The sequence below is a fragment of the Sutterella wadsworthensis 2_1_59BFAA genome, from assembly GCF_000297775.1.
GTDB classification, from domain to species: Bacteria; Pseudomonadota; Gammaproteobacteria; order Burkholderiales; family Burkholderiaceae_F; genus Sutterella; species Sutterella wadsworthensis_A.
In genome coordinates, this window is record NZ_JH815518.1 from 74449 (window position 1) to 87425 (window position 12977).

The window sequence follows — 12977 nt, forward strand, 5'->3', positions numbered from 1 at the left end:
AAGCGGAAAGCCTTCCGAAGAAGGCGGAAGATCGGCCGGAAGCGGCCTTCAGCCCCCGTTCCCGCAGGGGCGAGAAGAAAATCGCTGCTTTTGCTTGACTGAATGGAAGGAGCATGCAATAATCACAAGCTTTCCACGCAACCAAACGTGAGTTGGCGTCATTTGGGGAATGTCTCCTCAAGCGCGCTCACGCGATTACAAAAAGGTTCTGCAGAATCCGGCCGCATCAGGCGGACGGCGAAGCGGAACGGGCGAGGTTTATTACATGTACGCTATTATCAAGACTGGCGGTAAGCAGTACCGCGTTTCCGTCGGCGACAAGCTCAAGGTTGAAACCCTTGCTGTTGAAGCCGGCGCTCAGGTGACCCTCACCGAAGTTCTCGCCGTCAGCGGCGAAGAAGGCCTCAAGGTCGGCAATCCGACGATCGAAGGCGCTACGGTCACCGCGACCGTCCTTTCCCACGGCCGTGGCGAAAAGGTCCGCATCTTCAAGTTCCGCCGCCGCAAGCACTCCATGAAGTCTGCCGGCCATCGTCAGAACTACACCGAGCTCAAGATCGAAGCGATCGCGGCTTAATTTGCAACCGACTTTTTATAGAGAAGTACTAAAATGGCACACAAGAAAGGTGGCGGCTCTACCCGCAACGGTCGTGACTCCAAGGCCAAGCGTCTTGGCGTGAAGGTTTTCGGTGACGCTGCTGTCAACGCCGGCGGCATCATCATTCGTCAGCGTGGCACGAAGTTCCACGCCGGCAACAACGTCGGCATGGGCAAGGACCACACGCTCTACGCCCTCGTTGACGGCGTCGTGAAGTTCGAAGTCAAGGGTGCTTTCAACCGTCAGTACGTGAAGGTTGAACCCATCGCTGCCTAATTGAGGGCAGGCGTCCTCAGGGACGCGGACGACAGAAGAAAAGCCCAGTGCGGATCCTCCGGCTGGGCTTTCTTGTTGTCTGAAGCATCGGCTGCGTAAATATCCAGAAACGCGCCTTCGCATGCGCATTCGAGCCTGCCGATCTGCTATTGTGGCACTCGCGCAAGTGCGAATGCGAAAGCACGGCATTCCGAAACTGCAGGAACCTCTTCCATTGGTTCTGTTGTCAAAATATCCTCTGCGCAACAGGGAGTGTTCGCAGAGACTCAACTTCAGAAGGTGTACTCGTGAAGTTTGTTGATGAAGCAAAAATTGAAGTCCAGGGCGGCAAGGGCGGCAACGGTGCGGCAAGCTTCCGCCGCGAAAAGTTCATTCCGAAGGGTGGTCCCGACGGCGGTGACGGCGGCCGAGGCGGCTCCGTCTACGCGGTTGCCGACCGCAATATCAATACCCTCGTGGACTATCGCTATACGCGCAAGTTTTTCGCTCCCAACGGCGAGAATGGCCGTGGTGCGGACTGCTACGGTGCCGGCGGCGGCGACATCGTTCTGCGCATGCCCGTGGGCACTCTTGTGCGCGACACGGATACCGGCGAGGTGATTGCCGACCTGAACGTTCACGGCGCTCGCCAGCTGCTCGCTGCGGGCGGCAAGGGCGGTCTCGGCAACCTTCACTTCAAGAGCTCGATCAATCGTGCGCCCAAGCAGGCGACTCCGGGCGAACCCGGTCAGTACCGTTCGCTCGAGCTTGAGCTTCAGGTGCTCGCCGACGTCGGTCTTCTCGGCATGCCCAACGCAGGCAAGTCGACCTTCATTACGGCCGTCTCCAACGCCCGTCCCAAGATCGCCGACTATCCGTTCACGACGCTCCATCCGCATCTCGGCGTGGTTCGTGTCGGTCCCGAGCAGAGCTTCGTGCTCGCCGATGTGCCCGGTCTCATCGAAGGTGCTGCCGAAGGTGCAGGTCTCGGTCATCTGTTCCTCCGTCATCTTTCCCGCACGAAGATTCTGCTTCACATGATCGACGCCGCTCCCTTCAATGAGGAGACGGATCCCGTTCAGGAAGCCAAGGCCCTGGTGCTGGAGCTTGAAAAGTATGACCCGGCGCTCGCGGCAAAGCCCCGCTGGATCGTGCTCAACAAGATCGACCTTGTCGAGGAGGCTGACCGCGACGCCCTCATCGAGCGCTACCGTTCCGAGCTGGCCGCCAACGGCGAACCCATCTTCGTCATCTCCGCTGCGACCCGTCAGGGCTGCGAAGAGCTTGTGAAGGCTCTCGCACAGCGCATCGATGACGATCGCCGCGAAGAGGTCGCGTTCGCCGACGACACCCGCTTCGATCCTGCCGAACACTAAGAAACGGCTCATTTCCGGAAGAGACTCGTCCGCTGCTGCGGGCCGGGTCTCTTTGTTTTTCCCGCAGGCCGGATACGGCGGGCGGTTTCCTCTCAATTCACTGATCGAACATCATGCAAGCATCAGTCGTTGAACGTCTCTTCAGCCTCAAGGAGAACGGCACTTCGGTTTCTCAGGAAGTCTCTGCCGGCGTCACCACCTTCATGGCGATGAGCTATCTCATATTCGTCATTCCCTCCATGCTTGCCGACGGCGGCATTCCCCGCGATGCGGCCACGAGCAGCGTGATTCTCGTCACGGTCGCGGTGACCCTGTTGATGGGCCTGTGGGCCCGATACCCCGTGGGCGTGGCCCCCGGCCTCGGCATTACGGCGTTCTTCGCCTACTATGTCTGCGGTCCCGCCGGCTTCACCTGGCAGGCGGGTCTTGGTGCGGTGTTCATTTCCGGCCTCGTCTTCTTCCTGCTCACGGTGACGCGCATCCGCCAGTTCATCGTGAACGCCGTTCCGATCGACCTCAAGCTCTCCATCGTGGTGGGCATCGGTGCCTTCATTGCGCTCATCGGTATGAAGAGCGCCGGTCTGGTCATTGCCGACCCGAGTACCTTCGTGGCGCTCGGCAACGTGACTCAGCCCGAGGTTCAGCTCTCCGTCTTCTGCTTCTTCCTCACGGCTGCGCTGATGGTGAAGGGTTTCAGGGCCGCCATGCTCATCGGCATTCTTGCGACGACGGCGCTCGGCGTCATTCTTGGCGTGACGGAGCTTCCGAAGGGCGCTTGGGTGAGCCTCACGCTTCCCGACATCTCCGCCGTCTTCATGCAGATGGACCTTCAGGGCGCGCTTTCCCATGGCCTTCTCAGCATCATCTTCACGCTGACGATGGTCGACCTCTTCGACAACATGGGCGTGCTGATCGGTCTGGCCCGCAAGTGCGGCTTCATGAGGCCCGATGGTGAGATCCGCAACCTCGACAAGGCGTTCATCACCGACTCCATCGGCACGATGTTCTCCGCCTGCATGGGCACGACGACCGCCACCTCCTACCTCGAAAGCGCTTCGGGCGTCGCTGCGGGCGGCCGTACGGGCCTGACCGCCGTCACGACGGCCGGCTGCTTCGTGCTTGCGCTCTTCTTCATTCCGCTTGTGGGCGTCGTGCCCGCATATGCGACCGCTCCGATCCTCATCATCGTGGGTGCTCTCATGATGCAGGAGGTCGTGCACATCCGCTTCGAAAGGCTTGAAATCGCGATTCCCGCCTTCCTGACCATCATGACGATGCCCTTCACGTTCAACATCGCCACGGGCTTCGGCTTCGGCTTTGTGAGCTACACGGTCATCCACGTGCTGATGGGTCGCTGGCGCGAGGTCACGCCCTTCATGTACCTGATCTCCGCCTGCTTTGTAGCGAACTTCATCATGAGAACCTGATCCCGATCAGTCGTCCCCTTGGGACAAATCCACGCCTTTGCCAGATGCGATCCGGTCCTGACGGACGCCCTTCGGCATGAGGATGGGAGAGGCCCGTGAATTGCTTAATTCACGGGCCTCTCTGCATACTCATGGCAAGAATCCCCTCAAGTTCCCTTGCCGCAGGCGAGGATTCCGTTCGCTCGAACTCGGATGTTCGGACTCGAAAGGAGCGGTCTGCATGAGGTTGGATGCAACGGGCGGGAGGGGGCGGTGAAGGAGAGGATACGGCAGAATTTCTTGCTTTGCGCTATGCTCAAAGATCCCGTTCAATCCTTTCCAAAGGCTTTATCCATGGAATCACTTCTCAAGAACGCGCACCGGGTCGTCGTCAAGGTCGGCAGCGCGCTCGTCACCAACGACGGTCGCGGTCTCGACATTCAGGCCATCGAACGCTGGGCAACCCAGATTGCGGAACTGCAGAAGATGGGCCGCGAGGTCATCCTCGTGAGTTCGGGCGCCATTGCTGAAGGAGTCCTGCGCCTTGGCTGGGAAAAGCGTCCTTCGCATGTCCACCAGCTGCAGGCGGCTGCGGCCGTCGGTCAGATGGGCTTGGTCGAAGCCTATGAACGGCATTTCCGCAATCATGGCATCGGCACCGCCCAGGTGCTTCTGACGCACCAGAATCTGACGGACCGCGAGCAGTATCTCAATGCACGAATGACGATCAGGGAACTCCTGAGACTCGGCATCGTGCCCGTCATCAACGAGAACGACACCGTTGTGACGAGTGAAATCAAGGTGGGCGACAACGACACGCTCGGCGCCCTCGTGACCAACCTCGTTGAAGCAGACGTGCTCGTCATTCTCACCGACCAGCAGGGGCTTTACACGGCCGATCCGCGCAAGGATCCCGAGGCGATGTTCGTCAGCGTCGCGACTGCCGGCGATCCCGTGCTTGAAAAGATGGCGGGCGGTGCAGCCAGCTCCCTTTCCAAGGGCGGCATGATCACGAAGATTCTCGCGGCCAAGCGCGCCGCTCGATCCGGTGCGGGCACGATCATCGCATCGGGTCGTGAGACGGACGTGCTCACCCGTCTGGCCAGAGGCGAGCTCATCGGCACCCATCTTCGTCCCTCCTCCACCGTCCTGCATGCCCGCAAGCAGTGGATTGCAGACCATCTCCGCGCCTCCGGCAGCCTTGTGCTTGACGAAGGGGCGGCCAAGGCCCTCGTTGCCAAGCACACCTCGCTCCTGCCCGTGGGCGTCATCGGCGTCAAGGGCGAGTTCGTGCGTGGCGAGGTCGTCTCGTGTCTCACCGAGGACGGATGTGAAATCGCCCGCGGTCTCGTGAACTATTCGAGCGACGATGCGTCCCGTATTCTGCGCGCACACACGGAGGAGATCGAGGAGCGCCTCGGCTACATGGAACAGCCCGAGATGATTCATCGTGACAACATGGTGGTGCTCGCAGGCGAATGACCTCGCCCGCATGGCCGCTGCGGCCTCAAAACGCGCCTTTCGGGTTAGCGTTCAGAGGGGCTGGCGGTTAAAATAAACAGATTGCCTTTATTCAAGCGGCTTCCCGACGTCTGACGGAAGCCGCCGTTATTTTCAACAGACACACGTTAAGAAAAAATGCGCGCCCGTTCCTATTTCCTTTCCACGCTGAAAGAAGCGCCTGCCGATGCTGATGTGATCAGCCAGCAGTACATGATCCGTGCCGGCATGATCAAGAAGCTTGCCGCCGGCGTTTACACCTACATGCCGGTCGGCCTGCGCACGATCCGCAAGATCGAGAAGATCATCCGCGAGGAAATGGACCGTGCGGGCGCGATCGAACTCCTGATGCCGCTCGTGCAGCCTGCCGAGCTCTGGCAGGAGTCGGGCCGCTGGGAAAAGTACGGTGCCGAACTTCTCCGCTTCAAGGACCGTCATGACCGCGACTTTGTGATTCAGCCGACTTCCGAAGAAGTCGTCACTGACATCGCCCGTCAGGAAATCAAGAGCTGGCGTCAGCTTCCCGTGAACTTCTACCACATCCAGACGAAGTTCCGCGACGAGCGTCGCCCCCGCTTCGGCGTCATGCGCGGCCGCGAGTTCACGATGAAGGATGCCTACTCCTTCGACCGTGACGCCGAGGGCGCCGCCGTTTCCTACGACAAGATGTACCAGGCCTATCAGCGCATCTTCACGCGCCTCGGCCTCATGTTCCGCGCCGTGCGCGCCGACACCGGCGCGATCGGCGGCAGCCGCTCCCACGAGTTCCAGGTCATCGCCAATGCCGGTGAAGACGTCATCGCCTACTGCCCCGACAGCGACTACGCCGCCAACATCGAGCTGGCCGAGGCCCGTTCGCTCATTGACGTGCGCGCCGCCGCTGCTGAAGAGATGGTGAAGCGTCCGACCCCGGGTAAGGAAAAGTGCCACGACGTGGCTGAATTCCTAGGCATTCCCTTTGAAAAGTCCGTCAAGAGCGTCGTGCTTGCCGCCGACCGCACTGACGAAAAGGGCAATCCGCTTCCCGCCAAGATCGTCCTCATCCTGCTCCGTGCCGACCACGACCTCAACGAAGTCAAGGCCGGTCATCTGCCTGAGCTCAAGGACGGCTTCCGCTTTGCGACCGACGCCGAGATCCTCGAGAACTTCGGTTCCAAGCCCGGCTATCTCGGCCCTGTCGGCATCAAGGAAGACGTTGCCGTCTATGCAGACCTGACCGTCGCCAACATGTCCGACTTCTGCTGCGGCGCCAATGAAGAGGGCTATCACTACACCGGCGTGAACTTCGGCCGCGACCTGCCCGAACCCAAGGTTGCCGACCTGCGCAACGTCGTCGAGGGCGACGCCTCTCCCGACGGCAAGGGCATGCTCCGCCTGCAGCGCGGCATTGAAGTCGGTCACGTCTTCTACCTTGGCACGAAGTACTCCGAAGCCCTCAACGCCACCTATCTCGATGAAAACGGCCAGCCGAAGGTTCTCGAGATGGGCTGCTACGGCATCGGCGTGACCCGTCTCGCCGGCGCTGCCATCGAGCAGAGTCACGACGAGCGCGGCATCATCTGGCCGGACTCCATCGCCCCGTTCGAAGTGGTGATCTGCCCGATGAACTACTCGAAGAGCGAAGCCGTGCGCGAAGCCGCCGACCGTCTCTATGAAGAGCTCAAGGCTCAGGGCGTCGACGTCATCCTCGACGACCGCGACATGCGTCCCGGCGTGATGTTCGCCGACTGGGAGCTCATCGGCGTGCCGCACCGCGTCGTCATCGGCGACCGCGGCCTCAAGAACGGCGAGGTCGAATACGCCAACCGTCGCAACCTTGCCGAAAAGGTGATGGTGAAGACGGAGGAAGCCGTCGAGTTCGTGACGAAGCAGATCAAGCGCTGAGCCTGACTGCACGGGTGCTCCGTTGCGGAGCACCCAGACGAATGACAAAAAAAGAGGAGGTCCGGAGACCTCCTCTTTTTGCGTGCGGACGATGACGGCGCTCAGTGCCTGTCGTCGACGGGGTCGAAGCGCAGGCGCACTTCCTTCGGAATGTTGTAGCCCTTTTCCGGAACGGGGAAGGGCTTGCACTTCAGGATGGCGTTGCGTACGGCCGAGTCGTAGGCATCCCAGCCTGACTTCTTCGCGTAGACGGGAGCGCCGGCAAGTTCGCCGTTGGGCATCGGCCTGACGACGAATTCGGCGATGAACTGTCCGCGGCGGGTGGAGCTGGGCACGTCGATCGAAATGTTCGGACGCACGCAGGCGATGATGCGGGCGTTGTAGCTGGCCAGAGCCGACCCCGTGAGGTTCTGTCTCTGGTTGCGCTTGTCGCCCGAGGGCGTGCCCGAACGCTGGCTGTCCGGATCGATCTTGGCGTTGAGTCGTGCGAGTTCCTGCTGTCGGATGGCCTGGCGGATTCGCTCGCGTTCACGACGCTCTTCCGCAGCCTTCTTCTCGGCGGCGACACGCTGGATTTCAGCCTGACGCTTTTCTTCGGCAATTCGCGCCTCTTCAGCGCGCTTGGCTTCGGCCAGGCGCTTTTCCTCTGCGAGGCGAGCTTCTTCCTGACGACGGGCTTCAGCCTGAAGTCTGGCTTCCTCTGCGGCCTTGCGCTCCTGAGCAAGCTTTTCCTGAGCAAGACGCTCGGCTTCCTGCTGGGCGCGCTTCTCTTCGGCACGTCGCTCCGCCTCAATGGCGTCCTGACGGGCCTTCTCGATGCGTTCGGCCTCGGCACGCTCGGCTGCGACGCGAGCTTCCTCCGCGCGGCGGGCCTCTTCAGCCTCACGCGCCTCCTCGGCGGCCTTCTCGGCCTCGACACGTTCACGCTCGGCGGCGGCAAGCGCCTCCTGACGCTGTGCCTCACGCTGCGCCGCCGCCTCCTCCTGCATGCGGGCCTGCTGAGCGGCAGCCTCGCGTTCGGCGGCTTCCTGAGCCTCCTGAGACTCGCGTTGCTCGTCGATCTCGTTGGGCTTGGGTTCAGGCGCTTCGGGCGGCTTGACGGCGACGCCCTTGGGGGCGTTGCCGCCCGAGACCGGCTCGGGAGCCCAGAGCTCCGCGTAGACGGTTTCGGAATCGGTCGTCCACTGGAAAACGGAGAAGAGTCCGACGAAAAGGATGACGTGCACGCAGCCCGAGAGGACGGCGGCGGGCACCATGTCCCTGCGGTCCTCTTTTCGGAAGCGGTCGTTGGTCTCTCTGTCGTTCATGACGAAATTGGGTTGCGTAATGGGTTAGCGGGCTTCGGCGCTTCGCTCGATGCGAAGGGCGAGACCGACTCGGGGCACGTCGGCGCTCTGAAGGAGCTTGAGGACATTGACGACGTCCTCGTAGCGGACGTCCTTGTCGGCGGCAATCACCACGGGAATGTTGCTTTTCTCGCCCTGAGCCGTCTTGACGGCGGCAACGAGGCCGGGAATGTCGATAGGCTTCATGTCCTTGCCCTGACGGATCGAAAGGCGGCTGTCGGGATAGACGATGACCTCGATCACCTGCTCGGGGGCCTTGGAGGCCTTGTTGACCGACGGCAGGTTGACGACGCTCGGATTCACGAAGGGCGCGGCGACCATCAGGATCACGACGAGCACGAGCATGACGTCGATGTACGGCACGACGTTCATCTCGGCCATCATGCCGCGGCGCTTGGTATTTCCACGCAGGGACATGGTTTAACTCCGGGCGTGCTGGCGCTGAAGAATGTTGAGGAACTCTTCGCTGAAGCCTTCGAGGCGGACCGTGAGGCGGCCGACGCGGTTGTTGTAGTAGTTGTAGGCGGCGACCGCAGGGATGGCGGCGAAGAGGCCGATGGCGGTGGCGACCAGTGCTTCGGCGATGCCGGGAGCAACGACGGCGAGGCTCACGTTGTCGAGGGTGGAGAGGCCCGTGAAGGCGTTCATGATGCCCCAGACCGTGCCGAAGAGGCCGATGTAGGGAGAGGTGGAGCCGATCGAGGCGAGCAGGGGCAGGCTGCGCTCGAGATGGTCCATTTCGCGATTGTAGACGGCACGCATGGCGCGGGAGACGCTGTTGAGGGCGTTCGGATCCTGACGGCTCTGCTTGAGGTATTCGGTCATGCCCGCGCTGAAGATGCGCTCTTCGATGCCTGCGGTGTCGTGATTGCGCTTGGCGGTTTCAAGAAGCTGATTGAGCTCCGTGCCGCTCCAGAAGCGGGCCTCGAACTCCTCGACCTGTCGCGCGGCGCGGGAGATTGTGAAGTATTTCTGGAAGATGACCGTCCAGCTAGCGAGCGATAGGAAGACGAGAATGGCCAATACGCACTTCACCACGAGGCTGGCGTTGGCGACAAGGGTCAGAATCGACAAATCGGCAGTGGGCTGCATTTTAGATAACCGCTTTTTGAATGGCGTTGAATGAAAGAGTGTTCGGCGAGGGGCGCTCAGGCTTCCTCTGCCATGAAGGCTTTGATCGTTTCGTAGAGGTCGTCGGGCAGGGGAGTCGGAACGAAGCTCCTTGCGCCGATGACGCCGACACGAACCTTGCCCGTGGCGATGGGCTCGTCGCCGCGCACGATGCGTTGCTCGAAGATGAGCGAGGCGCGCCCGAGCTTCTCAATGCTCGTGATCACCTCCAGGTCGTCGTCAAGCACCGCGGCGCGGTGATAGGCGATGTTGAGTGAGGCGACGACGAAGAGAACGCCGTCCTCACGGCCGCGCTGATCGTTCTGACCAAAGCCGATCCGTCGAAGCATGTCGCTGCGGGCGCGCTCCATGAACTTCAGGTAGTTGGCATGGTAGACGATGCCGCCGGCATCAGTGTCCTCCCAGTAGACGCGGACGGGAAATCTGATGTGGTTCATGACGAGTGTTGGTTGTGCATCGGGGTGCCGTCAGGCACCGGAAAGAAACTAGTATAGGGACTCGCGGCGTGTTCGGGAGACGAGCGGAGGTCGATTTTGCAAACGGATGCTTATGCGTCCGCTTAGGCCCTGATGTTGCGCCAGTAGGCGAAGACAAGGTACCAGAAGGCCGCGCAGGTGCCCCAAGGAAGAAGTCCAGCGACCATCGCCATGACGTCCGTGCCCGCAGCCGTGGTGCCCAGCACGTGCCAGTCGGGCCAGAGCAGCAGGAGCCACGTGAGAATCATCCAGAGCGCGGTCCCCGTGAGCATCCCGGGACGCCAGTAGAAGCTCGAGAGCATTGTGATGCCCGTTGCGAGATTTTGGCCTTTGCGCGCGCCGATGATGGCGGCCGTGAAGAGAATCGATGCAAAGCTCGTGACGCCGCCTGCGATCAGGGCGACGAGCGTGTACTTGATGATGTGGATGAGCGGAGGCGTCTCGGAGGAGAGCCTTTCGCCTGCGTGCATGAGCTGCCTGCCGTGGTCGTCGACGACGGCAAAGGGGGCGCTGGCGCTCATTTCGGGAAGACCTGCACCCGTGGCCTCGATGGTGGCCTGCAGCAGAGTGTCGGTCCTGCCGTCCCGATCGATGGGCATGGCGCTCAGAAGGGCTGCTCCGAGCGTGGCGGCCGCAAAGACGGCGAGCGCCTGACGGGCCGGGTGAGCGAGCAGCTCATGAAGGATGGCGCGGTGGCGTGCGCTTCGGATGAAGAGCACGCAGGCGGCGAACACGGCGGCTGAGGTGAGGCAGACGAGAACGGAGAGAATCGGGGAAAAGGGCATGGCGGAGGTCAGTAGGAGCCGAAAAGATCACGCGCGACGGGCGTGGGCGGCGCCAGGCGGAAGTGCTGCCAGGCGAGCGGCGTGGCGACTCGGCCGCGCGGCGTGCGCTGCACGAAGCCCTGCTGAATGAGGTAGGGCTCCACGACGTCCTCGAGCGTATCGCGGTCTTCGCCGACGGAGGCGGCGAGGTTCTCGATGCCGACGGGACCGCCCGAGAACTTCTCGATGATCGTCCTGAGAAAGTGAGTGTCGATCATGTCGAGGCCTTCGGGGTCGACGTTGAGCATCTTGAGGGCGGCCGCGGCCACTTCCTTCGTGATGCGGCCGTCGTGCTTCACTTCGGCATAATCGCGCACGCGCCTCAGAAGTCTGTTGGCGACGCGGGGCGTGCCGCGGCTGCGACGGGCGATTTCGAACGCGCCCGTCTCGTCGATGCCGACGTTGAGCAGGCCCGCCGAGCGGCGCACGATGCGGGAGAGCTCCTCGGGCGTGTAGAACTGCAGCTGGTTGACGATGCCGAAGCGGGCGCGCAGGGGATTTGTGAGCGAGCCTGCGCGCGTCGTGGCACCGATGAGCGTGAAGGGCGGCAGGTCGATCTTGATCGAACGCGCGGCAGGACCCTCGCCGATCATGATGTCGATCTGGTAGTCCTCGAGTGCGGGGTAGAGGATTTCCTCAACCACAGGCGAGAGACGGTGGATTTCGTCGATGAAGAGGATGTCGTGCGGCTCGAGGTTGGTGAGCATGGCCGCCAGATCGCCGGGACGCTCGAGAACGGGCCCCGAGGTCTGGCGGAGATTGACGCCCATTTCGTGCGCGACGATGTGGGCTAGCGTCGTCTTGCCCAGGCCGGGAGGGCCGAAGAGCAGAAGGTGGTCGAGCGGCTCACCGCGGCGCTTGGCGGCGGCAATGAAGATCTGGAGCTGCTCGCGGATGGCCTCCTGCCCGACATATTCGTTGAGAAGCGACGGGCGCAGCGCGCGGTCGACGTTCTCTTCGTTGGGACTGGCCGTGCGGCCGTCGATGATGCGTTCTTCCTCAAGCATTCATGACCTCGTTCAGCGTGCAAGCGCCTTGAGGGCGAGACGGATGCCTTCGCTCACCGTCACTTCGGCGGGGAGCGCGCGCACGCTCGCCTGAGCCTCGCGTTCGGAATAGCCGAGCGCCATCAGGGCGCTCAGAATGTCGGCCTGGGCTGCGGATGCGGCTCCGCCCGCAGGCGCGAAGGCGTTGCCGGCGAGCTTGCCCTTGAGCTCGAGGACCAGACGGTCGGCCGTTTTCTTGCCGATGCCTGGCACGCGGGTGAGAAGCGTGGCGTTGCCCTGCTCGACGGCGTCTGCGAGATCCTGAGTGCTCATGCCTGAAAGCACGGCGAGCGCAATGCGCGGGCCGACGCCTGAAATGCGGATGAGAGCCCTGAAGGTCTGGCGTTCCGCCGCGGTTGCAAAGCCGTAGAGAAGCTGAGCATCCTCGCGCACGATGAAGTGGGTGAGGAGCGTGATCTCGGAGCCTTCGGCGGGCAGGTTGCAGAAGGTCGACATCGGAACGTCGACTTCGTAGCCGACGCCGCCGACGTCAACGAGGACCTGAGGCGGGGTCTTTTCAATGAGCTTGCCGTGCAGCCGTCCGATCATGATGTTTTCCCTTCCTTTGTGAAAAGCGCCGTCCAGGCGCTGCGCGCACCTGCGGCGCTGCGGCCGCGACGGGGCGTCGCATAGGTGCGAGTCGTGCTGCCCGCCTTTTCAAAGGCGCGCATGCGAATCGAGTTGGCGCAGCATACCGCGCAGGCGAGCGCGTCGGCCTCGTCGGCCTGAATGTCGCCTTCGATGCCGAGCAGCATGCCGATCATGCGCTGCACCATGGGTTTGTCGGCGCGTCCGGTGGCGCAAACGGCCTCCTTGATTTCGCTTGGCGTGAACTCCTCGACGGGCAGGCCGGCAAGGTCAGCGGCGACGAGCGCCGCGCCTCTGGCTTGGCCGAGGCGCAGCGTGCTCTGCGGGTTCACGTTGACGAAGACCCGCTCGGCGGAGGCGAGGTCGGGTTTCGTTCGTTCGATCACCTTCGAAAGCTCGCGTACGATGTGCCCGAGTCTGGCCGAGAGCTCGCCCTCGGGGACGCGGATCATGCCGCTGTCGACGCGGACGAACCGTCCGCTGGCGGCGTCGATGACGCCCCAGCCCGTGCGGTTGAGACCGGGGTCGAGGCCGAGGATGCGCATCG

At 62.4% G+C, this 12977-nt stretch carries 14 protein-coding genes; 6 read left to right on the forward strand and 8 right to left on the reverse strand.

Annotated features, from left to right (window positions below; translation table 11 throughout):
- Positions 1–265: 265 nt before the first annotated feature.
- From rplU to HMPREF9465_RS08580, 6 genes are all read left to right on the forward strand, one after another.
- Positions 266–577, forward strand: coding sequence for a 50S ribosomal protein L21 (gene rplU / locus HMPREF9465_RS08555; RefSeq protein WP_005436024.1), 312 nt, complete (start codon positions 266–268; stop codon positions 575–577).
- Between the two features lie 33 nt (positions 578–610).
- Entirely contained in the window at positions 611–874 is a 264-nt protein-coding gene (gene rpmA / locus HMPREF9465_RS08560; RefSeq protein WP_005436025.1) for a 50S ribosomal protein L27, read from the forward strand.
- Between the two features lie 287 nt (positions 875–1161).
- Positions 1162–2229 carry a GTPase ObgE gene (obgE, locus tag HMPREF9465_RS08565; protein ID WP_005436026.1) on the forward strand — a complete coding sequence of 356 codons (1068 nt, stop codon included), beginning with the start codon at positions 1162–1164 and terminating at the stop codon, positions 2227–2229.
- A 113-nt stretch (positions 2230–2342) separates the two neighbouring features.
- On the forward strand, positions 2343–3656 hold the full coding sequence (locus HMPREF9465_RS08570; RefSeq protein ID WP_005436034.1) for an NCS2 family permease: 1314 nt from the start codon (positions 2343–2345) through the stop codon (positions 3654–3656).
- A gap of 333 nt (positions 3657–3989) precedes the next feature.
- Entirely contained in the window at positions 3990–5117 is a 1128-nt protein-coding gene (gene proB, locus HMPREF9465_RS08575; RefSeq protein ID WP_005436035.1) for a glutamate 5-kinase, read from the forward strand.
- A 156-nt stretch (positions 5118–5273) separates the two neighbouring features.
- Complete coding sequence (locus HMPREF9465_RS08580; RefSeq protein ID WP_005436036.1) at positions 5274–7019, forward strand: proline--tRNA ligase; 1746 nt, start codon at positions 5274–5276, stop codon at positions 7017–7019.
- A 101-nt stretch (positions 7020–7120) separates the two neighbouring features.
- Here the strand turns inward: HMPREF9465_RS08580 and tolA are convergent, their stop codons facing one another.
- From tolA to ruvC, 8 genes are all read right to left on the reverse strand, one after another.
- Entirely contained in the window at positions 7121–8326 is a 1206-nt protein-coding gene (gene tolA / locus HMPREF9465_RS08585; protein ID WP_005436037.1) for a cell envelope integrity protein TolA, read from the reverse strand.
- A 24-nt stretch (positions 8327–8350) separates the two neighbouring features.
- A complete protein-coding gene (locus tag HMPREF9465_RS08590) occupies positions 8351–8782 on the reverse strand; it encodes a biopolymer transporter ExbD (RefSeq protein WP_005436038.1) in 432 nt (143 codons plus the stop codon).
- A 3-nt stretch (positions 8783–8785) separates the two neighbouring features.
- Entirely contained in the window at positions 8786–9457 is a 672-nt protein-coding gene (tolQ, locus tag HMPREF9465_RS08595; protein ID WP_005436039.1) for a protein TolQ, read from the reverse strand.
- Positions 9458–9513: 56 nt separating this feature from the next.
- Positions 9514–9933 (reverse strand): tol-pal system-associated acyl-CoA thioesterase, encoded by a 420-nt coding sequence (ybgC, locus tag HMPREF9465_RS08600; RefSeq protein ID WP_005436040.1) that lies wholly within the window; start codon positions 9931–9933, stop codon positions 9514–9516.
- Positions 9934–10055: 122 nt separating this feature from the next.
- Positions 10056–10757, reverse strand: coding sequence for a hypothetical protein (locus tag HMPREF9465_RS08605; RefSeq protein WP_005436041.1), 702 nt, complete (start codon positions 10755–10757; stop codon positions 10056–10058).
- Positions 10758–10765: 8 nt separating this feature from the next.
- Positions 10766–11803, reverse strand: coding sequence for a Holliday junction branch migration DNA helicase RuvB (ruvB, locus tag HMPREF9465_RS08610; protein ID WP_005436042.1), 1038 nt, complete (start codon positions 11801–11803; stop codon positions 10766–10768).
- A gap of 12 nt (positions 11804–11815) precedes the next feature.
- Positions 11816–12391, reverse strand: coding sequence for a Holliday junction branch migration protein RuvA (gene ruvA, locus HMPREF9465_RS08615; protein ID WP_005436049.1), 576 nt, complete (start codon positions 12389–12391; stop codon positions 11816–11818).
- Complete coding sequence (gene ruvC, locus HMPREF9465_RS08620) at positions 12388–12975, reverse strand: crossover junction endodeoxyribonuclease RuvC (protein ID WP_005436053.1); 588 nt, start codon at positions 12973–12975, stop codon at positions 12388–12390. The genes ruvA and ruvC overlap by 4 nt, the downstream gene beginning before the upstream one ends.
- Between the last annotated feature and the right edge of the window lie 2 nt (positions 12976–12977).